The following is a 23,470-nucleotide window of genomic DNA, read 5'->3' on the forward strand; positions in this document are numbered from 1 at the left end:
ATGTCCAGTAAGAAAGTCCTGCAGGCAGCGCTGGCGGCGGCGCTTTCGCTGTCAATGATGGCCACGCCGGTTTTCGCCAACCCGGGTAATGGCAACGGCGGCGGTAATCATGGCAATAACAGTAACAACGGCAATAGCGGTAAAAACAACGCTGATAAGGGCAACCAGGGTCATAAAGAAGGAAGTCCGGGGCAGAGAAAAAACTACGGCAAACCCGATCATGTCTCTGACGATATCAGCTTCTCCAGAGCGCGTTCGCTGGCGGTAAACTACGGTTTAACCGGCTATCAGTCGCTGCCGCCGGGAATCGCCAAAAATCTGGCGCGCGGTAAACCCTTACCTCCGGGTATTGCAAAAAAAGCGGTTCCGGCATCGATGCTCAACGAACTGCCTTACTATCCTGGCTATGAATGGCGCGTGGTGGGCCAGGATTTAGTGCTGATCGCGCTGAGTACGGCGATCGTGACGTCGATAATTAATGGCGTCTTTGACTAGTTAATTAACCCCGGTTCGCGCCGGGGTTAATCCTGGCGGGCAGGCTTAGCGCATTAAGGTCATTCTAAACAAATCGTCACTAAAGCGAGATTTTAACTTTACTCAAATAATTGAATGACTATAATGAGCACAAATTCACACAGGAGAAATATGTTGGACAGTCACCCTTACTTAAACATCAAGGCAAGCTGACGCTATTTTTTCTGCGCTGCTTGCCAACCGGCGGGCAGCAATCTCCTCATCCAGACGATTGCATCCCATAAAAAATAACGCAGCATGGCTGCGAGGATAATCGTCATGTTCATGTTTAAAAATACATTATTCCCTCCACCGTCAACGCGACGTTAATCGCCTCTCTGGCGACAATTTGTCGTGTGCTTAATAAAGCACGTAGTTAATTCTTCCAGCAAAAATGGAGGAAGCTATGTTGATGTTTCCTTATATCGCAAATTTACTCGCCGCGATGCTGTTGGGCGCGCTGATTGGCGCCGAAAGACAGTGGCGTCAGCGGATGGCTGGCCTGCGCACCAATGCGCTGGTCGCCACCGGCGCGGCGGTTTTTATTCTGAGCTCGATCTCCACATCGCCGGATAGTCCGGGACGTATTGCCGCGCAGGTGGTTTCCGGAATTGGTTTTCTCGGCGCCGGGGTCATCATGCGGGAAGGCATGAACGTGCGCGGCCTGAATACCGCGGCAACCCTGTGGTGCTCTGCGGCGATTGGCGTCCTGTGTGGCTTAGGCCAGTTCTGGCAAGCGGCGGCGGCAACGCTGATCATCCTGTGCGCCAATATTCTACTGCGCGAAGCGGCGCAGAGAATTAATCAGATCCCCGGCGCGACAGAAGAAGAAAAATGCTACGTCCTGAATATTATCTGTCATAGCGAACATGAAAACGCGATTCGTCAGCTATTGCTTAATATCAGTAAAGAGATGACGCTCAGCTTGCAGGGGCTGGTGTCGATAGCAGCAAAAGAACAAGGACATAAAGAAATCCGCATCGAACTGGTTGGTAATACCGACTCCCGCAAAGCGCGAGATCTTATTATGTCAAGAATTGGCGGTGACGAAAACATTACGTCAGTGCGCTGGTGCGTCGAGGGGAGTTAGCCTCCCTGATATTCTACTCTGGCAATGATTTGTCTAAGGAGGGAATGATGGATATTCCCAGGCAATTAAAGTAATAAGCGTTTAATAACGTAAAAATGAATTATGCATAAGTCAATTATGCAGGGATAACGACGTCTTAAATTTGAGGAATAATCATGACTGACATGAAAATAGAAAACCGGAAAATAAACCGGTCTGCGTCAGAAAATGATAAGCAGCATAAAAAAAGCTTCGCCATTGAAACCGAGGCATTTAACAGCCCGGATCATACGCTGGCGCGGCTCAACAGCAGCCGTCAGGGGCTCACCACCGAAGATGCCCTTGAACGGCTGAATGAATATGGCCGCAATGAAGTCGCGCACGAGCAGGCGCCGCCGGCGCTAATCCAGCTTTTGCAGGCATTCAATAACCCGTTTATCTATGTCCTGATGGCGCTGGCCGCCGTCAGCTTCGTGACCGATTACTGGCTACCGCTGCGTAACGGCGAAGAGACCGATCTGACCGGGATTATTATTATCGTCACGATGGTCAGCCTGAGCGGGTTATTGCGTTTCTGGCAGGAGTTTCGCACCAACAAAGCGGCGCAGGCGCTGAAATCCATGGTTCGCACCACGGCGACGGTGCTGCGTCGCGGTCCTGGTAACATGGGGCCGGCGCAGGAGGAGATTGCCATTGAGGAACTGGTGCCCGGTGACATCATCTTCCTGGCGGCGGGGGATCTGGTTCCGGCGGATGTCCGCCTGCTGGAGTCCCGGGACCTGTTCGTCAGCCAGTCGATACTTAGCGGCGAATCGCTACCGGTGGAAAAGTATGATGTTCTGGCCAGCGTGTCCGGCAAAGGGTGCGACAGGCTTCCCGAGCCGAACAAAGATAAAAGCCTGCTGGAGATGGGCAATATCTGTCTGATGGGCACCAACGTGACCAGCGGCAGGGCGCAGGCGGTGGTGGTGGCTACCGGAAACCGCACCTGGTTTGGTTCGCTGGCGAAGTCCATTGTCGGTACGCGCACCCAGACGGCGTTCGACCGTGGGGTAAACAGCGTCAGCTGGCTGCTGATCCGTTTTATGCTGGTGATGGTGCCGATTGTGCTGCTGATTAACGGCTTCAGCAAAGGAGACTGGGTTGAGGCATCGCTGTTTGCCCTGGCGGTCGCGGTGGGCCTGACGCCGGAAATGCTGCCGATGATCGTCAGCTCAAACCTGGCGAAAGGCGCTATCGCCATGTCGCGGCGCAAAGTGATCGTCAAGCGGCTGAACGCTATTCAGAACTTTGGCGCCATGGACGTGCTGTGCACCGATAAAACCGGCACGCTGACGCAGGACAATATCATTCTTGAGCATCATCTTGACGTCAGCGGCAGCGAGAGCGACCGGGTGCTGACGCTGGCGTGGCTCAACAGCAGCAGCCAGAGCGGGGCGCGCAACCTGATGGACCGGGCGGTGCTGCGCTTTGGCGAGGGGCGGATTGCGCCAGCGACCAAAGAGCGCTTCGTAAAGCTTGATGAACTGCCGTTTGATTTTGTCCGCCGTCGGGTCTCGGTGTCGGTGGAAGATGTCCGCCACGGCGATAAAAGCCTGATCTGCAAAGGCGCGGTCGAAGAGATGCTGATGGTGGCCACGCATCTGCGCGAAGGCGACCGCGTGGTTGCGCTGGATGAAACCCGCCGCGATCTGCTGTTAGCCAAAACGCAGGATTACAACGCCCAGGGTTTCCGCGTGCTGCTGGTCGCGACCCGCAAGCTGGATGACTCCGCCCTGACAACCCCGCTGTGCGCCGCGGATGAGCAGGGGCTGACGGTCGAAGGGATGCTGACCTTCCTCGATCCGCCGAAGGAGAGCGCGGGAAAAGCGATTACCGCGCTGCGCGATAACGGCGTGGCGGTCAAAGTGTTGACCGGCGATAACCCGGTGGTCACGGCGCGTATTTGCCTGGAAGTGGGGATTGATGCCCACGGTATCCTGACCGGCGCACAGATTGAAGCGATGACGGATAACGAACTGGAGCGCGAAGTGGAAACGCGTTCGGTATTCGCCAAACTGACGCCGCTGCAGAAGTCGCGCATCCTGAAAACGCTGCAGAAAAACGGCCACACCGTCGGCTTCCTCGGCGATGGCATCAACGATGCGCCGGCGCTGCGCGATGCGGACGTCGGAATTTCGGTCGACAGCGCGGCGGATATCGCCAAAGAGGCATCCGATATCATCCTGCTGGAAAAGGATTTGATGGTGCTGGAAGAAGGGGTGATCAAAGGGCGTGAGACCTTTGGCAATATCATTAAGTACCTGAATATGACCGCCAGCTCTAACTTCGGCAACGTCTTCTCGGTACTGGTGGCCAGCGCGTTTATTCCGTTTCTGCCGATGCTGGCGATTCATCTGCTGATCCAGAACCTGATGTACGATCTCTCTCAGCTCTCGCTGCCGTGGGACAAGATGGATAAGGAATTCCTGCGTAAGCCGCGCAAGTGGGATGCGAAAAATATCGGCCGCTTTATGCTGTGGATTGGCCCGACGTCGTCCATTTTTGATATCACCACCTTCGCGCTGATGTGGTACGTGTTTGCGGCGAATCACGTCGAAGCCCAGGCGCTGTTCCAGTCCGGGTGGTTTATTGAAGGGCTGCTGTCGCAAACGCTGGTGGTGCATATGCTGAGAACGCAGAAAATTCCGTTTATCCAGAGTCGGGCGACGTTGCCGGTGCTGCTCACCACCGCGGTCATTATGGCGATGGGCATCTACATTCCGTTCTCGCCGCTGGGGGCGATGGTCGGGCTGGAGCCGCTGCCGCTGAGCTACTTCCCGTGGCTGATCGCGACGCTGCTCAGCTACTGCCTGGTCGCGCAGGGCATGAAGCGTTTCTATATCAAACGCTTTGGTCAGTGGTTCTGATGATAAGGAGGCGCAGAGATGAATCGTTCTCCGGACACCCTCATCGCGCTGATATTTTTCCTGGTGGGTCTGCTGGTGCTGTTGCTGGCTATCTGGCAAATCCTGTTCTGAAAAAGGGGGCGCGATGCGCAGAGGATCGCTGGATAAAGTCTTTATTCAGGTGGCGATTATTGCGGCCATCATTATTCTGCTGACAATCTGGATTAGATAAGAGGAGCCCGGGCCATTGGCCCGGGTTTAGCATTTCTGCCGGGGAAAGGATTACAGATCGAAGCGGTCGAGGTTCATCACCTTGGTCCATGCGGCAACGAAGTCATTCACGAACTTCTGCCGCGCATCGCTGCAGGCATACACTTCAGCCAGGGCGCGCAGGACGGAGTTGGAGCCAAACACCAGGTCAACGCGGGTCGCGGTATATTTCTCTTCGCCGCTCTTACGGTCGCGGCCGATAAACAGCTCAGCGTGCTCGTCAGCGGCTTTCCAGACGGTGCCCATATCGAGCAGGTTAGCGAAGAAATCATTGCTCAACACCCCCACGCGGTCGGTAAACACGCCGTGTCGGCTGCCGTCGAAGTTCGCGCCCAGCACGCGCAGACCGCCCACCAGTACCGTCATTTCCGGCGCCGTCAGCGTTAACTGCTGCGCTTTATCAATCAGCAGCGTTTCGGTGGAGATGCCGCCGCCAACGCGACGATAGTTGCGGAAACCATCGGCCAGCGGCTGCAGCAGATCCATCGCTTCCACATCGGTCTGATCCTGACGCGCATCGACGCGGCCAGGGGCGAAGGGAACGCTAACCTGAACGCCCGCCGCCGCGGCAGCCTGCTCAATGCCCACCACGCCGGCCAGAACGATAATATCGGCCAGCGACGCTTTACCGGATGCCTGCTGAATCCCCTGCAGGGTCGGCAGCACGCGGGACGCGATGGCGTTTACCGGCCAGGATTTCTGCGGTTCCAGCGCCAGACGCGCGCCGTTGGCGCCGCCGCGTTTATCGCCGCCGCGGAAGGTGGAGGCCGATGCCCAGGCAACGGAAACCAGCTCGCTGACCGAAAGGCCGGCGTCGGCAATGGCGGTTTTCAGCGTCGCGATATCCTCTGCGGTTGGGGTGTGGACCGCCGCCGGTAGCGGATCTTGCCAGATCAGATCTTCTTTCGGCACTTCCGGGCCCATGTAGCGGGACTTCGGCCCCATATCGCGGTGGATAAGTTTAAACCACGCGCGGGCAAAGGCTTCGTTAAAGGCCTGCGGGTCGTTAAGGAAGCGGCGGGAAATCTTGTCGAACTCCGGGTCGAAGCGCAGCGTCAGGTCGGTGACCAGCATGGTCGGCTTGCGTTTTTTCTCCGGATTAAACGGGTCAGGAATGATCTCCGGCGCATCTTTCGCTTCGAACTGAATCGCGCCTGCCGGGCTGCGGGTTTGCACCCACTCATATTTGTACAGGTTTTCGAAGAAGTAGTTGCTCCACTGGGTCGGCGTTTGCGTCCAGACCACTTCCAGACCGGAGGTGATCGCGTCGGCGCCCGCGCCGCTGCCGTAGCTGTTCGCCCAGCCGAGTCCCTGCGCTTCAATCGGCGCCGCTTCCGGCTCTGCGCCAACGTGGCTGGTCACCGCGGAACCGTGGGTTTTGCCCAGCGTATGACCGCCGGCGATCAGCGCGACGATCTCTTCATCATTCATTGCCATATTGCCGAAGGTCGCGCGAATCGCGGAGGCGGCGGAGAGCGGGTCGCCGCTGGCGTTGGGGCCTTCAGGGTTGACGTAAATCAGCCCCATTTCGGTCGCGCCAATGGCCTGCTGATTCAGGCTTTCCGGATGACGATGGGCCAACCATTCGGTTTCGTTACCCCAGTCGACGTCCAGATCCGGTTCCCAAACGTCTTCACGACCGGCACCGAAGCCAAACGTACGGAAACCGGCATTTTCCAGCGCCACGTTGCCTGCCAGCATATAGAGGTCGGCCCAGGAGATTTTTTGCCCGTATTTTTGTTTTACCGGCCACAGCAGGCGACGGGCTTTGTCGAGGCTGACGTTATCCGGCCAGGAGTTGAGCGGTGCGAAACGCTGCTGGCCGCGGCCCGCGCCGCCGCGTCCGTCAACGGTACGATAGGTACCGGCGCCGTGCCACGCCATACGAATAAACAGCCCGATATAGCTACCCCAGTCCGCTGGCCACCACTCCTGAGAATCGGTGAGCAGGGCGCGCAGATCGGCCTTCAGGGCCGAGTAGTCGAGCTTCTTAAACTCTTCGCGGTAGTTAAAGTGTTCGCCCAGCGGGTTTGAACGATTGGAGTGCTGATTCAGCAGATCCACCCGTAGTTGATTTGGCCACCAGTCGCGGTTGCCGGTGCCACCGCCCGCGCTCTGGGTGGGCGTCGCCGTCTCGGCGTGGAAAGGGCATTTCCCTGCCGACGGGGTATTCGAAGGATCGTTTGACGTGCTCATATCAGGCTCCGTTTGCTTTTGTGAATGCCATTACGATATACACTGCTACCAATAAGCGATATTTGAATGAGTCTACGGATTTAATAGTTATTTCCGTTCAATGCCTTTGTAAAAACCGAACATATATCATTGTTCAATGATTGATTGTTCAGTATTGACTCAACCACAATAGTCGTAACATACGCGTAAAGGAATCGTTAAGACATCATCCCCGCCAGCGAAGACCGATTGTTTGAGTTACGACAATTTTAGTGCGTAAAACGGCTTAGCGCTGCCAGTATAAAGGCGTACCAAAAACGTCGATAAAATAGTCTATTACCGCACGTACGTTTAACGAAGGATGACGGGCGTGAGGGTAGATCGCCGACACCGGCGAGGGGCTGCTGCCGATCGCCGCGCTGTAGTGAGGCATCAGCTGAACCAGCCTTCCAGCCCCCATGGCTTCATTGACCATCCAATCGGGAAAGAGCACCACCCCCATGCCTCCCAGCGCAGCGGTCAGCAGAGCATCGGCGTTATTTGATGCCAGCCGCGGCGTTTGCGGATAGTGAACCCATTCTCCCTCCCCGAGGCGGAACAGCCAGCGGTTAGGTCCATTTGAACCGCTGTAGACCAGCGTGCTGTGGTGGCGAAGATCTTCCGGTTTCTCCGGCGTGCCGCAGCGCTGCAGATAGTCCGGAGCCGCAACCAGATAGTGATGCTGCATACCCAGTACTCTGGCATGAACGCTGGAGTCCGGCAGGCTGCCGATGCGGAAAATCAGGTCGGTCGCTTCGCGGTGCGGATCGATAAAATCATCGGTCAGCGCCAGCGCAATTTGCATCTGTGGATAGCGCTGCGTCAGCCCCGGCAGCCACGGCGCGATATGGCGCTGGCCAAAATAGACCGGGGCGTTGATCCGCACCAGTCCACCCGGCTCAAGACGACGGTCCTGCAGGTCACGCCTGGCAACGCTGAACCGTTCGCCGAGCCCTCTGGCATGTTCGGCAAACAGGCGTCCCGCTTCGGTGGGAACCACCGCCCGGGTATTACGATAAAAGAGCTGCTGGCCGAGCGCATCCTCAAGCTGGTGAATGACGCGCGACACCATCGAGGGCGAAACGCCTTCCCGCCTCGCCACCACGGAGAAACTCTGGCTGTCATAGACGGCGATAAACAGCTGTAGCGCCCGAAAATTTACATTACCCGCATCGCTCATTAATGCAATATCCGCAAAAGTGTTTCCCTGATTGTATCGTTTTTCACATTACTTCGCTGCTTTATGCTCTGCCACCCAATCAATAATCGGATATCAACGATGCAGTTATTACTTATTTTTCTTGTGATTGCCGGCGGCATGGGGTTATCCGTGGAAGCCGGACTACTCGGGCCGCTTGCCGGTCAGGTAGGGGACCTGTGGGCCACCTTCAGCATTTTTAGCGTCGGGAGCGCGCTAACCTTTCTGCTGATGCTGCTGTTTGGCCCCAGGCAGGGTCCCTCGTTCTTCTCCTTACCGGGCTGGCAGCTTACCGGGGGCGTACTGGGGCCCATTTACGTCGTCATCTTAACCATTGCCGTACCGGTTATCGGTATCGCCATGACGATGATCGGCATTCTGGCCGGTCAGGTATGCAAAAGCCTGCTGATTGACCACTACGGTCTGTTTGGTTCGGCAAAACGTAAAATCGATGGACGGCGGGTTATCGCGCTGCTGTTTATCATCGTCGCCCTGATTCTGATCGCCACAAGCTGAGGAGTTAACATGAGTAGCATAATGATTTTGCTGGCGCTGGTCGGCGGCGCGATGCTGAGTATGCAGGCGGCGATTAATGGCCGTTTGGGCAGCCAGGTGGGCGTATTTCGCAGCGCGTTTCTCACGTTTGCGGTGGGCGCCTTGATCACGGCGCTGCTGATTTTTTATTTTGCCCCCCATCAGTCGACAACGCTGCTGGATGTGCCGAAATGGCAGCTGCTGGGCGCATTTTGCGGGGTTCCCTATATCGTAATTATGGTGGTGGCGGTGCAGCGTATCGGTACCGCGACGGCCACGGTGGCGGTGATTTTTGGCCAACTGGCCATGAGTCTGCTGATCGATAATTTTGGCTGGCTGGGTAACGACGCCATTGCCTTTTCAGCGGGGCGGCTGGGGGCCATCGTCTGTCTGGGGCTGGCGCTGTTCTTTATTTACCGCTCCAGCGCGGCGGCAAAAGCTGAAGATAAGGAGAGTTAGCCCACCTGTTCAGGTGAGTTGTCGCGCATCGCCAACCGCGGTCATACTGTTCGTCACCCTGTGACTGGCGCTTTAGACAGGTACTGTCGGGGAGCATGGGGATCGCCGCCGCGCGCCTGGGCATCACATCACTTTACCGGAGATACGCTATGCCTGAGATACCGTCGCTGCTGACCTTCGCGCTTGTTGCCCTTGGCCTGGTATTGACCCCGGGGCCGAATATGATCTATCTGATTTCGCGCTCGATTTGCCAGGGAAGAAGGGCCGGACTGGTCTCCCTCGGCGGGGTGGCGCTGGGGTTTGTGTTTTATATGCTGTGCGCCGCTTTCGGTATTACCGCACTGATCTTCGCCGTTCCCTACGCTTACGACGCGTTGCGCATCAGCGGCGTGGTCTATCTGCTTTACCTGGCCTGGCAGGCGGTGAAGCCCGGCGGGCGCTCGGTCTTTGCGGTGCGCGACCTGCCTGCCGATAGCGGCCGTAAGCTGTTTATGATGGGCTTTATTACTAACCTGGCGAACCCTAAAATCGCCATCATGTATCTCTCACTGCTGCCGCAGTTTATCTCTCCCGGACACGGCAGCATCCTTGCGCAGTCGCTGGTGCTGGGAGGGACGCAGGCGCTCATTAGCGTAGCGGTTAATGCGCTGATTGTGGTGATGGCCGGGCAGGTGTCGCTGTTTCTCGCGGGGCGCCCGTTATGGCAGCAGTTTCAGCGCTGGCTGATGGCGACGGTGCTGGCGGGGATGGCGGTGAAAATTGCCTTCGAGGCGCGGAAGTAATCGCTGCGCCCGGCGGTGCTACGCTGCCGGGCGCAAGGAATGGCTTTAGGCTCCTGGCCCTATCAGCTGTGAGCGGATCGTCGCCTCCGGCATCATCTCCAGCAGGCCGTTGCTCAGCATCTCTCCCGCCTCCTGCAGCGCGCTAAGCGGCATTTCCGGCAGGCTTTCAAGAATAAACCACATCCGCGGACTCTCCACGCTCAGACGAGTACGTACTCCCTGTCGCCAGTTCCAGCGTCGGCAGGTCACGCCGCGATCGTCGCCCCAGACCACTTCTCCCGCGTCGGGATATTCGTGAACGATCTGCCCCTCTTTGACGGTATCGAACGGTTCGCTGCCGTCCGCGAGCTTGAGGTGCGGGGCGCCAACGTAAGCCGCCAGGTTTTCGCCGCCGACCGGCACGGCGTAGCGCAGGCTCACCGCATTATAGAGATCGACGATGGGATCGATCGCAGCCATCTCGCCATCGCGCAGCACCCGCCTGCGCAAGGCTTCCGCCGAGCAGGGCGTCCGCTTGGGTTTTGCGCCAAAGGCGCGGAATACCTCGTTCCAGGCCTGCAGGTGCGCCTCCGCCCACTGCGGCTCGCCGGCGATAACCGCCTGGCAGGCGGAGCGGAGCGCATCGGACCCGACCAGGGGGGCGCGTACGGCGCCGGAAACGACATCAATGCTCAGGGCGCGAAAGCCGGGGGCCAGCGCGGAGACCTGCGGGCTGATTGACGGTAATACGCTATTCATTGGATAATCCTGTAATGACCATTTTAAAGCATAATATCGACCGATGACCAATAAAGTCAATATAACGACCGACGCGGGCGCCGATGCCGCCATGATTAATGAAGCCGTTGCGGCGCGCATTAAGCGCTACCGGGCGGAAAAGAAGATCTCCCTGGATGAGCTGTCGCGACGCGCGGGCGTCAGCAAAGGTATGCTGGTAGACATTGAAGCCTGCAGGGCCAATCCCAGCATTGCGCTGTTGTGCCGTCTGGCCTCGGCGCTGGGCGTTTCCGTGGCCGATTTTGTCAATGTCGCCACCGCGCCGCCGGTAAAGGTGATTGCAGAAGGCGAGATTCCCACGCTGTGGCAGGGCGAGCAGGGCGGCAAGGCGCGGCTCCTTGCCGGTACCAGCGGTCCGGATATGGTTGAGCTCTGGCAGTGGAGCCTCAATCCGGGAGAAATGTTCACATCGCCGGGGCACGGGGAGGGGACGACTGAGCTGCTTTTCGTGACCGAGGGCGCCTTAACCCTGACGGTTAACGACGGGGTCTATCTGATTCGAGAGGGGGATTCCGCCGTCGCGCGTACCGACGCCCCGCATAGCTACGCTAACGCCGGGGATAAGATCGCGCGATTCACCATGACGGTGAGCGAAAAAGCGCGCTAGCAAGCGTTTCCCGGCGAGCGGCTATCGTCCCGACCGCTCGCCGCCTTCACGCCATACGCACCAAATCCATGCAATGCCCCATCATCACTCCCCATTTTTGGGAGCCGCGGCGGCGCCTGCCGTCGTAGGGCTGATTTTACGCGCGCTGCGCGCCTGGCATAGACCTTGCACACTCCTGTTCAGAAGGCAGCGCAACAGACAATTGAGATAACACAATAGCTGGCTAGGGTTCCGGTTCACTCAGGTGAACGTCTGGTCCGAGAGCTGGCGACCTCTGCGAGGTTACACGGCGGGACAAAAGCCCGGGAGACAGCAGCACCGTTGGGTGTCGCGCTGCCCCCGTTTCTCGTGCTAACCAGAGGTCCACCATGAAGACACCGCCGATCCTCCGCTCTCTTATCCTGTCGCTGGCGCTGCTGGCCAGCGTCCCCTCGTTTGCCGCCGTCAAAAAAGAGTTCAACATCTGCTGGACTATCTATGCCGGATGGATGCCCTGGGGCACCATCAGCAACGAAAAGATCATCGACAAATGGGCCAGCAAATACGGCATCAAAATCAATATCGTTCAGCTTAATGACTACATCGAATCCATTAACCAGTACACCGCGGGCCAGTTTGACGGCTGCACCATGACCAACATGGATGCCCTGACCATTCCGGCGGCGGGGGGCGTTGATACCACGGCGCTCATTACCGGCAGCTACTCCGACGGCAACGACGGCGTGGTGCTGAAGGGGGCGGATAAAAAGCTCAGCGATCTGAAAGGCATGGCGGTGTATCTCCCGGAGCTTTCGGTATCGCACTACCTGCTGGTTCGCGGTCTGGAAAAAGCCGGGCTGCAGGAAAAAGACGTCAAAGTGGTCAATACCTCGGATGCGGATATCGTCTCGGCTTTTGGCACCAGCGGCGTACGCGCGGCGGTGGCCTGGAATCCGCAGCTTTCGGTTATCAAAAAGACGCCGCAAACCACGGAGGTCTTTAGCTCTTCGCAGGTTCCCGGCGAGCTGATCGACATGATGGTGGTGAATACTCAGACCCTGAAAGATAACCCGGCGCTGGGTAAAGCCCTGACCGGCGCCTGGTTCGAGATGATGGCCAAAATGCAGGCCGGAGATACGCAGGCGCTAAGCGCAATGGCCGCCGATTCCGGCACCGACCTCGCGGGCTACCGGGCGCAGCTAAAAACAACCCATCTCTTCTGGACGCCTGCCGATACCCTGACGTTTATCTCCTCGCCGGCGCTGGCAAAAACCATGCAGCGGGTGGCGCAGTTCTCTTTTGATAAAGGGCTGCTGGGAGAGGGGGCGCAGAGCGCTGACTTTATCGGCATGACCTTCCCCGGCGGCGTCACCGTCGGCGATACCGCCAACAGCAAATTGCGCTTTGACGACAGCTATCTGAAGCTGGCCGCGGCGGGGCAGCTGTAATGATTGACCTTGGGAGTCCACGCCATGCGCCACATTAACCGCTATCCCCGGCAGGGTATGCGCCTGACGCTGATGCTATTGCCCTTCGTCCTGATGATCGCCGCCTGGTTTATCGGTTCGGCGGTGCGGCTGGAAGCCAACCCGCAGGATAAGCTGCTGCCCGGCCTGTCGCAGATGATCGCGGCCATCGATCGGATGGCCTTCACCCCGGATAAACGCAGCGGCGAGTATCTGCTGTGGGCCGACACGCTGATTAGTATGAGCCGCCTGCTGATTGGTCTGGCGCTCTCGTCGCTGATTGGCCTGGGCATCGGCATCGCCGCCGGCGTGTTCCCGATGTACCGCGCGGCGCTGTCGCCGCTGATGACCGTGGTGTCGATGATCCCGCCGCTGGCGATCCTGCCGGTGCTGTTTATCGTCTTCGGCCTGGATGAGCTATCAAAAGTGATGCTTATCGTCATTGGCATTACGCCGATGCTGGCGCGCGACCTTGAACAGCGGGCGCGGGAAATCCCGGCGGAGCTGTTTATCAAAGCGCAAACCCTCGGCGCCAATAGCTGGACGGTGGTGCTGCGGGTAGTGCTGCCGCAGCTGCTGTCGCGGCTGATAACCTCCCTGCGCCTGCTGCTGGGCTCCGCATGGCTGTTTTTGATCTCCGCCGAGGCCATTTCCGCCACCGCCGGTCTCGGCTATCGCATATTCCTCGTCCGCCGCTATATGGCGATGGATGTGATTATTCCTTACGTCATCTGGATAACCCTGCTGGCATGGCTGATGGATCTGGCGCTGCGTCAGCTGCACAAAGCCTGTTTCCCGTGGGCGGAAGGAGGCCGGGCATGAGCTTTATCGACATCAAAAATATCTGGCAGGAGTACGGCGACCACGTGGTGCTGGAGCGCATCAATTTGCAGGTGAAAGAGGGCGAGTTCTGTTCGATGGTCGGCGCGTCCGGCTGCGGGAAGTCGACGTTTTTACGCCTGCTGCTCGGCCAGGAAAAGCCGACTCGCGGGGAAATCACCCTCGACGGCCAGCCGCTGGCGGCGGAGCCGGACCGCAGCCGCGGCGTGGTGTTTCAGCGTTATTCGGTTTTCCCGCACCTCAACGTGCTGGATAACGTCGCCATTGGCCTCGAACTCCCGGCGTCACCGCTGTTTGGCCGGCTGTTTGCCGGCAGGAAACGCGACGCGCGCGAACGGGCGCAGCGGATGCTGGAGAAAGTCGGGCTGGGGCACGCGCTGAATAAATATCCGGCGCAGCTCTCCGGCGGGATGCAGCAGCGGCTGGCGATCGCCCAGGCTTTCGTCATGCAGCCGCGCGTACTGCTGCTTGATGAACCCTTCGGCGCGCTGGATCCCGGTATTCGCAAGGATATGCACGGGCTGCTGCTCCAGCTGTGGAGCGAAACGCGGATGACGGTATTTATGGTCACCCACGACCTCGCGGAGGGCTTCAACCTTGGCACCCGGCTGCTGGTTTTCGACAAAGTGCGCATCGATCCGCAGGCGCCCAACGCCTGGGGTGCGCGCGTTACCTACGATATTCCGCTCAATGAAGCGCGAATGTCGCAGATAACCACCGGCAGCGACAATAACGTTTACGCATTAAGGAGATAGTTTGATGACCGCACTTTTTCACTCATCCCCCAGCCTGCGCGAAGAGCGGCTACCCGGCGGGGCGCACACCTCGTTGATTTTGCGCAAAGGGCAGATTCTGCGCCTGACCGATATCGACGGCGGAGCCAACGTCAGCATGATGATGCTGAATCCCCATGAGAAGAGTGAGCGCCTGAATCTGCCGGATACCCTCAAGGGGCAGCACACCGCGCGCCTGACCGCCGGGCACTGTTTCTACTCCGACATGGGGCGCGTTCTGGCCGGGATTGTTGCCGACAGCTGCGGCTGGCACGACCCGTTCGGCGGGATACTCAACGCCGACGAGACGCGTGAAAAATATGGCGCAGGACGCTACCAGGAGCTGCGAAACGGCTTCTACCGCAACGGCGTCGATAACCTGCTGGTTGAAATGGGTAAATGGGATCTGGGCCTGGAGGACCTGCTGATGGTGGTTAACTTCTTCAGCAAAGTCACCGTCGATGAGGATGGCCGTTTTCAGTTTATTTCCGCCAACAGCCGCGCCGGAGATTACGTTGAGCTGTTTGCGCCGATGGATGTCCTCATGGTGCTGACCGCGCTGCCGCATCCTCAGGACCCTGCCGCTGAGTACGCCCCGCGGCCGATCCAGCTGAGCTGGTACCAGGCTGACGATGCGCAGGCGGCCGCGGAAGCGCTCTTTACCCGCGATGAAAACCAGCGCGCGTTCCTCAACACCCAACTTTTTGCCCTGTAAGGAGGCTGCGATGACCCTGATCGCCAGTAACCGTCGTCCCGAAGATGCCGTCTATCGCCATGTGATCCCGGCAGGGGAACCCTGGCTGTTTGAGGTACAAAAAGGGCAAACCCTGCGCCTGCTTGACCTCGAAGGCAACCAGGCCATTGATACCCTGTTTTACAACGCCGATAACCCCCGAGAACGCTACGATCCGCAGCGCACGCTGCGCCGCCAGGGCAATGCCTATCTGACCACCGGCAGCGTACTCTATTCCAATCTGGGCAATCCACTGCTGACCATCGTTGCCGACACCTGCGGTCGCCACGATACCCTCGGCGGCGCCTGTGCCCAGGAGAGCAACACCGTGCGCTACGCCCAGGATAAACGCTATATGCACAGCTGTCGGGATAATTTCCTCTGCGCCTGCCTGCACGATGGCCGCCTGCATAAGCGCGATATCGGCGCCAACATTAACTTTTTTATGAACGTCCCGGTGACGCCGGAAGGCGGTCTGACCTTTGAGGACGGGATATCGGCGGCGGGGAAATACGTTGAGCTGCGCGCCGAGTGCAACGCCGTGGTGCTGATTTCCAACTGTCCGCAGTTAAATAATCCCTGCAACGGCTGGAACCCCACGCCCGCCGAGGTGCTGGTATGGAACTGACCCGCTGGCAGCGCTGGCGTCTGCTGGCCTTTCGGCTCTTCGCCGTCCGCGCAGACCGCCTGAACAGTACGCCGACGCGCAAACCTTAAGCGCCGGTTCACCCCGGGGACGACCTCAGGGGAACATCGAATTATTGCGGGACGACCCGCGACCCTGTGAGTTCCGCTTATGTTTGATACCTTACTGATTGCCAACCGCGGCGCCATCGCCTGCCGCATTCTGCGCACCCTGCGCGCGATGCAGGTGAAGGGCGTCGCCGTCTATTCCGAAGCCGACCTGAGTAGTCTGCATATCCGCGACGCGGATGAAGCGTTAAGCCTCGGCGACGGCCCGGCGGCGCAAACCTATCTGGTGACGGAGAAGATCCTGGCCGCCGCGCAGCAGAGCGGCGCCAAAGCGATCCACCCCGGCTACGGCTTTCTGTCTGAAAACGCGGCCTTCGCCGAGGCCTGCGAGGCGGCGGGGGTGGCGTTTGTCGGCCCCACTCCGCAACAGCTGCGCACCTTCGGCCTGAAGCATACCGCTCGCGCCTTAGCCAAATCCGAGGGCGTGCCGCTGCTGGAAGGCAGCGAGCTGCTGGCCGACAGCGGCGAAGCCTGCCGGGCGGCTGAGGCGGTGGGCTATCCGGTCATGCTCAAAAGCACCGCCGGCGGCGGCGGAATTGGCATGCGCGTCTGTCGCGACGCCCGTGAGCTGATTGAGGCGTTTGCCGCGGTGCAGCGGCTGGGACAAAACAACTTCAGCGACGGCGGGGTATTTCTCGAAAAATATATCGAACGCGCCCGCCATCTGGAGGTACAAATCTTCGGCGACGGGCGGGGAGAAGTCATCGCGCTCGGCGTGCGCGACTGTTCAGTCCAGCGGCGTAACCAGAAAGTGATTGAAGAGACGCCCGCGCCGAATCTGCCTGACGGGATGGCGCAGGCACTATGCGCGGCGGCTATCGCGTTGGGCAAAGCGGTGAGCTACCGCAGCGCCGGGACGGTGGAGTTTGTCTATGACAGCGCGGCGCGGCAGTTTTATTTCCTCGAGGTAAATACCCGGCTTCAGGTCGAACACGGCGTCACGGAGCAGGTGTGGGGCGTTGACCTGGTGCGCTGGATGATTGAGCTGGCGGCGGGGGAACTGCCTCCGCTACCTGAGCTGGCCGCCGGGTTACGCCCCCAGGGCCATGCTATCCAGGCGCGAATTTACGCCGAAGATCCGGGGCGGCAATTCCAGCCTTCTCCCGGACTGTTAACGGACGTCTTCTTTCCGCCGGCGGACGGCGCAGCCCTGCGTATTGACCGCTGGGTGGAAGCCGGGTGCGAAGTCCCGCCGTTCTTCGACCCGATGCTGGCGAAAGCGATCGCCTGGCGCCCCAGCCGCGATGAGGCTATCGCCGGCCTGGCGCAGGCGCTGGCGGAGACCCGCCTGTACGGCGTAGAAACTAACCGCGTGTACCTGCAACAAATTCTTGGCTTTGCGCCCTTTACCGAAGGCGAGCCCTGGACCCGCTGCCTTGAGCAGCTGCGCTACCGCGCGGCGACCGTGGAGGTGCTGAGCGCCGGAACCCAGACCAGCGTGCAGGACTATCCGGGACGTTTGGGGTACTGGGCGGTGGGCGTACCGCCGTCGGGGCCGATGGACGATCGCGCCCTGCGTCTCGGCAACCGCCTGCTGGGCAATGCCGAGGGAGCGGCCGCGCTGGAAATCACCCTCAACGGGCCGACCCTGAAATTTAATACCGACGTTCAGGCGGTGGTGTGCGGCGCGCCATTGGCGGTGACGCTCGATGGCGTAGACCAGCCGCTGGACTGCGTATTGACTATTCCGGCGGGGGCGACCCTGAAGCTGGGCGCGATAAGCGGCGCGGGAGTCAGAAGCTATCTCTGCCTGAGCGGCGGCATTCAGGTACCGGACTATCTGGGGAGTAAAAGCACCTTTACCCTCGGCCAGTTTGGCGGCCACGGCGGACGGGCGCTGCGCGGAGGCGACGTGCTGCATCTGGCGCCGCACGCCGCCGCCAGAAGCGGGGATCAACTACCCGCCACGCTACGCACGGCGCTGGCTGAGGTGCGGACGCTGCGGGTGATTTACGGCCCCCACGGCGCGCCGGAATTCTTTGCGCCGGAATATATTGCGACGTTCTTCGCCACGGAGTGGGCGGTCCACTTTAACTCCAGCCGCACCGGCGTGCGCCTGATTGGCCCCAAGCCGCTGTGGGCCCGCGACAGCGGCGGCGAAGCGGGGCTGCATCCGTCGAATATTCACGATAACCCTTACGCGGTGGGCGCGGTCGATTTTACCGGCGATATGCCGGTGATCCTTGGACCGGATGGGCCGAGCCTCGGCGGTTTTGTCTGCCCGGTCACGGTGATTGAAGCCGACCTCTGGCAGTTAGGCCAGCTCAAGGCCGGGGATAAGGTACGTTTCGTGGCGGTGGATTTACCCACCGCCCGGCGGCTGGCGGAAGGGCGGCGCGCCGAGCTGGCGACCCTAAGTCACCAGGCGATAGCCTGGCAGCCCGTGCCGCTGACGTCGCCTGTCGTGATGACCTGCGGCGAGGCGGACAAACGCCTGGTGGCGCGACTCTCCGGCGATACGCATCTGCTGCTGGAAGCCGGGGAGCCGGAGCTGGATCTGGTTCTGCGTTTCCGCATTCACGCCCTGATGCAGGCCCTGGAAGCGCAATCAAGAGACGGCGCGATCGATATCACCCCGGGGATTCGCTCGCTGCAAATCCATTTTCAGCCGGAAACGTTGCCCCTTGAGACGCTGCTGGCGTGGGTGCGCGGCGAGTGGTCCACGGTCTGCCTGAGTGACGATCTGCAGGTGCCGACGCGCGTGGTGCATCTGCCGCTCTCCTGGGACGATCCGGCCTGCCGCAGGGCAATCGATAAATATATGACCACCGTGCGCCAGGACGCGCCCTGGTGCCCGAGTAATCTGGAATTTATCCGTCGCATCAACGATCTGCCCGATGAACAGGCGGTATGGAATACGGTATTTGACGCCAGCTATCTGGTGATGGGGCTGGGCGATGTTTATCTCGGCGCGCCGGTGGCGACGCCGCTTGACCCGCGCCATCGCCTGGTTACCACCAAGTACAACCCGGCGCGCACCTGGACGGCGGAAAACTCGGTCGGCATCGGCGGGGCCTATCTGTGCGTCTACGGCATGGAGGGGCCCGGCGGCTATCAGTTCGTTGGCCGGACCCTGCAGATGTGGAATCGCTATCGCGAAGTAGCGGATTTTGCCGGCAAACCCTGGCTGCTGCGTTTCTTCGACCAACTGCGTTTCTATCCGGTTTCGGCCGAAGAGCTGCTGCAGATTCGCCGCGATTTCCCGCTCGGACGCTACCCGCTGCGCATTGAGCACAGCACGCTGCGGCTGGCGGAATACCAGCAGTTTCTCCGCCGTGAAGCGCACAGCATCGGCGCGTTTCGCGAGCATCAGCAGCAGGCGTTTAACGCCGAACGCGATCGCTGGATAGCCAGCGGGCAGGCCCATTTTGACAGCCAGGAGAGCGCCGTGGATGAGGGCGGAGACGCGCCGCTGCGGCAGGGCGAACAGGGGGTGGAAAGCCCGATTTCCGGAAACCTGTGGCAAGTACAAACGGCGGCAGGCAGCCGGGTCCGCGCGGGGGATGTGCTGGTCGTGCTGGAGTCGATGAAGATGGAGATCCCGCTGCTGGCCCCCTGCGATGGCGTTATTCAACAGGTTCACGTGCAGCCGGGCAGCGCGGTACGCGCCGGACAGCGGGTGGCGGTGATTATTGAGGAGAAGGCATGATGCAGCAGACGTTTGATTTACGCCTGGCAACCCTGGCGGAGCGTTACCGCACCGGTAAAACCACACCGCGCAGCGTGCTGGCGGACATCCGCCAGCGGGCGCAGGCGCTGAACCCCGAGTTCCGGTTGTTTATCCATATTCTGAGCGAAGAGGAGCAGGAGCCATTTCTGGCGGCGCTGGATGGCCTTTCGCCGGCCGCGCTGCCGCTGTACGGCGTGCCGTTCGCCATCAAAGACAATATCGATCTGGCGGAGATTGTCACCACCGCGGCCTGTCCGGCGTTTGCGTATCGGGCGGAGCAGAGCGCGACGATTGTCGCTCAGCTGATTGCGCTGGGCGCCGTGCCGGTCGGTAAAACCAATCTCGATCAGTTCGCTACCGGCCTGAACGGTACCCGATCGCCGTACGGTCGCTGCCGCAATAGCTATCATGCGGAGTATCCCTCCGGCGGTTCCAGCGCCGGTTCCGCGCTGGCGGTGGCGCTGGGCGTTGCCAGCTTCTCGTTGGGCACGGATACCGCCGGTAGCGGCCGCGTCCCGGCAGGGCTGAATAACCTGGTGGGTCTGAAGGCCAGTAAAGGGCTGATATCCACCGCAGGGGTGGTCCCCGCCTGTCGTACGTTAGACTGCGTGACCTTTTTCAGCCCCACCGCCGACGAGGCCAGCCAGCTGCTGGCGCTCGTCGCACAGTGCGATCCGCAGGACGCCTGGAGCCGCCGTAATCCTCAGTGGAACAGCCGTCAGGCGTTCGGCAGGCCGTCCGCGGGGTTTCGTTTTGGCGTTCCGCGCGAGCTCAATTTCCTCGGCTGCCGCGCAAGCGAACGCCTGTTTTCCCAGGCCCGGCAACGGCTGACGGCGCTGGGCGGGGTGGCAGTTGAGATTGATTTCACGCCGTTTCTGGCGGCAGCCCGGCTGCTGTATGACGGGCCGTGGGTCGCCGAACGCTACGCGGTGGTCGGTCCGCTGATGGCGCGGCAGCCGGAGGCGGTGCTGCCGGTTATTCGCGACGTGCTGGCAAAAGCGCCGGGCACCGACGCCACGGCGACCTTTACGGCGATCTATCAGCTACAGCAGTACAAAGCCCGGTGCGACGCGATACTCGAGACCCTGGACTGCGTGCTGACGCCCACCTATCCGCGCCCGGTGACGCTTGACGAGCTGGAGGCGGAGCCGATCGCGCGCAACGCCGATCTCGGGTACTACACCAACTTTATGAACCTGCTGGACTATGCCGCGGTGAGCGTGCCATGCGGATTTATGCCGGACGGATTGCCTTCGGGCGTCACGCTGTTTGGCCGGGCCTTTACCGACCAGTATTTACTGGGCCTGGCCGATGCGTTTCAGCGCGCTGAGCGGCTGCCGCTGCCGGGCGGAGCGCGGCTGGAGACCCCGCCGCCTGAACGCGTCGCCGGCCATGACCGAATGGCGCTGGTTGTTTGCGGCGCTCATCTCTCTGGCCTGCCGCTTAACGGCCAGCTGCTGGCGCGGGGCGGTAGGCTGCTGCAGGCGACCCGCAGCGCGCCGCACTATCGTTTATACGCTCTCGCGGACGGCAAACGCCCGGCGATGGTTCGCGCCGATAGCGGCGGGGCGTCGATCGCGGTTGAAGTGTGGGAGCTACCCAGCGCGGAGGTCGGTTCGCTGCTGGCGGCCATCCCCGCGCCGCTAGGCCTGGGAAAAGTTGAGCTTGCCGACGGACGCCGGTTAGCGGGCTTTATCTGCGAAGCCAACGGATTAGGCGAAGCCACGGAGATTACCGCCTACGGCGGCTGGCACGCCTGGCTGGCACGTTAAACTACAACCCCTCCATCGCTTTTTGATGGAGGGGGTTGGTGACAGTGTCACCTTAAATTTCTAACATGCTGAAACATTTCTGCCAGATCATTAGCAACCTTTCGGTAGGGCTCCCGCTGCGATAACGCTATTCTTCCCCGCTTTTCCCTTTTCAGGCACTTTGTAACCCAGGTAAATGACCGCTAATGTCCCTAATGAGAGATGAAATTCGCGACCATTCAGCGGAAAAGATGCTATTTATCCGCCGTGCCGTCATTGCGTTTCTACTGGTGGTGATTTGCTTCGCCATCCTGATCCTTAATCTTTACCGCCTGCAGGTGGATCAGCACGACTTTTATCAGACGCGTTCAAACCAGAACGACATTAAAATGCTGCCCATCGCGCCGAGCCGGGGGCTGATTTTCGACCGCAACGGCATCCCGCTGGTACAAAATATTACCCTCTACCGTTTGCAGGTGATCCCGAGCAAAATCGCCGATATGACGGCGCTGCTGCAGCAGCTGACGCCGATCGTTGATTTAACCCCGCAGGATATCGCCGACTTCCGCGACGATATGCACCACAACAGCCGCTACAAAGAGGTGACGTTAAAATCGGACCTGAGCGATGTTGAAGTAGCGCGTTTTGCGGTCAATGAGTTTCATTTCCCCGGCGTCACGGTGGAGAGCTATCAGCAGCGCGCTTACCCCTACGGCGCCGAACTGGCGCACGTGGTTGGCTATGTCTCGAAGATCAACGACAGCGATCTGCAAAAGCTGGCCAAAGCCGGGGAAGAAGAGAACTACGCCGCCGACCACAATATCGGCAAGCAGGGCATTGAAGGCTACTACGAGAAAGCGCTGCACGGCACCACCGGCTATCAGGAAGTGGAAGTGGATAACCACGGGCGGGTCGTGCGTCTGCTAAAAGAGGTCCCGCCGGTGGCCGGGAAGAACATCTACCTGACGCTGGATCTGCACCTGCAGCAGTATATCGAGTCGGTGCTGAAGGGGCAGCGCGCGGCGGTAGTGGCCGTCGATCCGCGCGATGGCGGCGTGCTGGCCATGGTGTCGAGCCCCAGCTACGATCCCAATCCCTTTGTCAGGGGCATCGGCTATCAGGCCTACCGTTCGCTGCTCGATAACCCGGACCGGCCGCTGATTAACCGGGTCACCCAGGGGCTCTATCCGCCCGCGTCGACGGTGAAGCCCTACATGGCGCTGTCGGCGCTGTCGGCGGGCGTGATCACGCCAACCACTTCCTTCTTCGGCGCGCCGACCTGGACGCTGCCGGGGACCCAGCGCCGCTACCGCGACTGGCTGAAGAGCGGCCACGGCATGCTTAACGTCACCAAAGCGATAGAAGAATCTGCGGATACCTTCTTCTATCAGGTGGCGTTTGAGATGGGTATCGACCGCATTCACGAGTGGCTAAGCAAGTTTGGCTACGGTCAGTCTACCGGCATCGATCTTAACGAAGAGTATGCCGGGGTGCTGCCGAGCCGGGAGTGGAAACAGCGGGTGCATAAAAAACCGTGGTATCAGGGGGATACCATTTCCGTCGGTATCGGTCAGGGCTACTGGATTGCCACGCCGATCCAGATGGTCAAGGCGCTGACGACCCTGATTAACAACGGCAAAGTGCAAAATCCGCATCTGCTTTACTCCATGAAGCAGGGTAATAAGGTCGAGCGCTATCAGCCGCCGCAGGATCTGCCGCAGGTTGGCGATCCGCATTCGCCGTACTGGGGCGTGGTGCGCAACGGCATGTACGGCATGGCGAACCTGCCAAACGGCACCGGCTATAAGCTGTTCCATACCGCGCCGTACCAGATCGCCGCAAAATCCGGGACGTCCCAGGTCTTCAGCCTGAAGGAGAACCAGACCTACAACGCGAAGATGATCCCGGTGCGCCTGCGCGACCATATCTTCTATACCCAGTTTGCCCCCTATCAGCATCCGAAGGTGGCGATGGCGCTGATTCTGGAGAACGGTGGCGGCGATGGCGTGGTTGCGGGGCCGACGGCGCGCGCCATCCTCGACCATATCTTCGACCCGGCCAACGCGCCGGCGGAACAGGGCGCGACGTCGACGGTGCCGCAGGTGGAGAGCGCCGACGCGCAGTAAACGTTATTCACTCTGAGCATAAGCGTTAGCGGATTGGTTATTTGCCGCCGCCGGCGCTTTTGCTCATA

At 60.0% G+C, this 23,470-nt stretch carries 20 protein-coding genes and 1 riboswitch; of the genes, 17 read left to right on the top strand and 3 right to left on the bottom strand.

Annotated features, from left to right (window positions below):
- The 5 genes from ABLU87_RS10710 (at position 1) to mgtU (ending at position 4,702) form a co-directional block, all read left to right on the top strand.
- Positions 1-495, top strand: a complete 495-nt coding sequence (locus ABLU87_RS10710; RefSeq protein ID WP_122116819.1) for an anti-virulence regulator CigR family protein — start codon at positions 1-3, stop codon at positions 493-495.
- Between the two features lie 412 nt (positions 496-907).
- Entirely contained in the window at positions 908-1,603 is a 696-nt protein-coding gene (locus tag ABLU87_RS10715) for an MgtC family protein (RefSeq protein ID WP_025108277.1), read from the top strand.
- Positions 1,604-1,758: 155 nt separating this feature from the next.
- Positions 1,759-4,491 carry a magnesium-translocating P-type ATPase gene (gene mgtA / locus ABLU87_RS10720; protein WP_025108278.1) on the top strand — a complete coding sequence of 911 codons (2,733 nt, stop codon included), beginning with the start codon at positions 1,759-1,761 and terminating at the stop codon, positions 4,489-4,491.
- Between the two features lie 18 nt (positions 4,492-4,509).
- Positions 4,510-4,602: a protein MgtR gene (gene mgtR / locus ABLU87_RS10725; protein ID WP_014229313.1), complete on the top strand. Its 93-nt coding sequence runs from the start codon at positions 4,510-4,512 to the stop codon at positions 4,600-4,602.
- Positions 4,603-4,615: 13 nt separating this feature from the next.
- Positions 4,616-4,702: a magnesium transporter protection protein MgtU gene (gene mgtU, locus ABLU87_RS10730; protein ID WP_251009858.1), complete on the top strand. Its 87-nt coding sequence runs from the start codon at positions 4,616-4,618 to the stop codon at positions 4,700-4,702.
- Between the two features lie 50 nt (positions 4,703-4,752).
- On the opposite strand, the gene katG is transcribed toward mgtU, so the two are convergent.
- Positions 4,753-6,936 carry a catalase/peroxidase HPI gene (gene katG / locus ABLU87_RS10735; RefSeq protein ID WP_032695023.1) on the bottom strand — a complete coding sequence of 728 codons (2,184 nt, stop codon included), beginning with the start codon at positions 6,934-6,936 and terminating at the stop codon, positions 4,753-4,755.
- Between the two features lie 265 nt (positions 6,937-7,201).
- Positions 7,202-8,134 (bottom strand): LysR family transcriptional regulator, encoded by a 933-nt coding sequence (locus ABLU87_RS10740; protein ID WP_032695022.1) that lies wholly within the window; start codon positions 8,132-8,134, stop codon positions 7,202-7,204.
- 99 nt (positions 8,135-8,233) lie between these two features.
- Here ABLU87_RS10740 and ABLU87_RS10745 point away from each other — a divergent pair, with 99 nt between their 5' ends.
- From ABLU87_RS10745 to ABLU87_RS10755, 3 genes are all read left to right on the top strand, one after another.
- The gene (locus ABLU87_RS10745) at positions 8,234-8,668 is read left to right on the top strand and encodes a DMT family transporter (protein WP_004850792.1); all 435 of its coding nucleotides are present in this window, start codon (positions 8,234-8,236) and stop codon (positions 8,666-8,668) included.
- Between the two features lie 9 nt (positions 8,669-8,677).
- Positions 8,678-9,145 carry a DMT family transporter gene (locus ABLU87_RS10750; RefSeq protein WP_025108281.1) on the top strand — a complete coding sequence of 156 codons (468 nt, stop codon included), beginning with the start codon at positions 8,678-8,680 and terminating at the stop codon, positions 9,143-9,145.
- A gap of 149 nt (positions 9,146-9,294) precedes the next feature.
- On the top strand, positions 9,295-9,927 hold the full coding sequence (locus tag ABLU87_RS10755) for a LysE family translocator (protein ID WP_014229317.1): 633 nt from the start codon (positions 9,295-9,297) through the stop codon (positions 9,925-9,927).
- Between the two features lie 45 nt (positions 9,928-9,972).
- On the opposite strand, the gene ABLU87_RS10760 is transcribed toward ABLU87_RS10755, so the two are convergent.
- The gene (locus ABLU87_RS10760) at positions 9,973-10,665 is read right to left on the bottom strand and encodes a B3/4 domain-containing protein (protein ID WP_064357494.1); all 693 of its coding nucleotides are present in this window, start codon (positions 10,663-10,665) and stop codon (positions 9,973-9,975) included.
- A 43-nt stretch (positions 10,666-10,708) separates the two neighbouring features.
- Here ABLU87_RS10760 and ABLU87_RS10765 point away from each other — a divergent pair, with 43 nt between their 5' ends.
- The 9 genes from ABLU87_RS10765 (at position 10,709) to mrdA (ending at position 23,402) form a co-directional block, all read left to right on the top strand.
- Positions 10,709-11,311: an XRE family transcriptional regulator gene (locus tag ABLU87_RS10765; protein WP_014229319.1), complete on the top strand. Its 603-nt coding sequence runs from the start codon at positions 10,709-10,711 to the stop codon at positions 11,309-11,311.
- Between the two features lie 212 nt (positions 11,312-11,523).
- Positions 11,524-11,622: riboswitch (guanidine-I (ykkC/yxkD leader) on the top strand.
- 57 nt (positions 11,623-11,679) lie between these two features.
- Positions 11,680-12,738, top strand: coding sequence for a putative urea ABC transporter substrate-binding protein (locus tag ABLU87_RS10770; protein ID WP_014838452.1), 1,059 nt, complete (start codon positions 11,680-11,682; stop codon positions 12,736-12,738).
- A gap of 24 nt (positions 12,739-12,762) precedes the next feature.
- Positions 12,763-13,578 carry an ABC transporter permease gene (locus ABLU87_RS10775; protein WP_009652192.1) on the top strand — a complete coding sequence of 272 codons (816 nt, stop codon included), beginning with the start codon at positions 12,763-12,765 and terminating at the stop codon, positions 13,576-13,578.
- The gene (locus tag ABLU87_RS10780; protein ID WP_009652163.1) at positions 13,575-14,351 is read left to right on the top strand and encodes an ABC transporter ATP-binding protein; all 777 of its coding nucleotides are present in this window, start codon (positions 13,575-13,577) and stop codon (positions 14,349-14,351) included. Before ABLU87_RS10775 ends, ABLU87_RS10780 begins: the two co-directional genes overlap by 4 nt.
- Positions 14,352-14,355: 4 nt before the next feature.
- Complete coding sequence (locus ABLU87_RS10785; protein ID WP_014838455.1) at positions 14,356-15,084, top strand: urea amidolyase associated protein UAAP1; 729 nt, start codon at positions 14,356-14,358, stop codon at positions 15,082-15,084.
- A gap of 10 nt (positions 15,085-15,094) precedes the next feature.
- Positions 15,095-15,730: an urea amidolyase associated protein UAAP2 gene (locus ABLU87_RS10790; RefSeq protein WP_009652130.1), complete on the top strand. Its 636-nt coding sequence runs from the start codon at positions 15,095-15,097 to the stop codon at positions 15,728-15,730.
- A gap of 168 nt (positions 15,731-15,898) precedes the next feature.
- Positions 15,899-19,504 (top strand): urea carboxylase, encoded by a 3,606-nt coding sequence (gene uca, locus ABLU87_RS10795; RefSeq protein WP_122117671.1) that lies wholly within the window; start codon positions 15,899-15,901, stop codon positions 19,502-19,504.
- The gene (gene atzF / locus ABLU87_RS10800) at positions 19,501-21,297 is read left to right on the top strand and encodes an allophanate hydrolase (protein WP_122117672.1); all 1,797 of its coding nucleotides are present in this window, start codon (positions 19,501-19,503) and stop codon (positions 21,295-21,297) included. Before uca ends, atzF begins: the two co-directional genes overlap by 4 nt.
- Before the next feature lie 185 nt (positions 21,298-21,482).
- Positions 21,483-23,402 (top strand): penicillin-binding protein 2, encoded by a 1,920-nt coding sequence (mrdA, locus tag ABLU87_RS10805; protein ID WP_183129353.1) that lies wholly within the window; start codon positions 21,483-21,485, stop codon positions 23,400-23,402.
- Positions 23,403-23,470: the final 68 nt, after the last annotated feature.

The organism is Klebsiella sp. CB_Kp196, from assembly GCF_040061575.1.
GTDB classification, from domain to species: Bacteria; Pseudomonadota; Gammaproteobacteria; order Enterobacterales; family Enterobacteriaceae; genus Klebsiella; species Klebsiella michiganensis.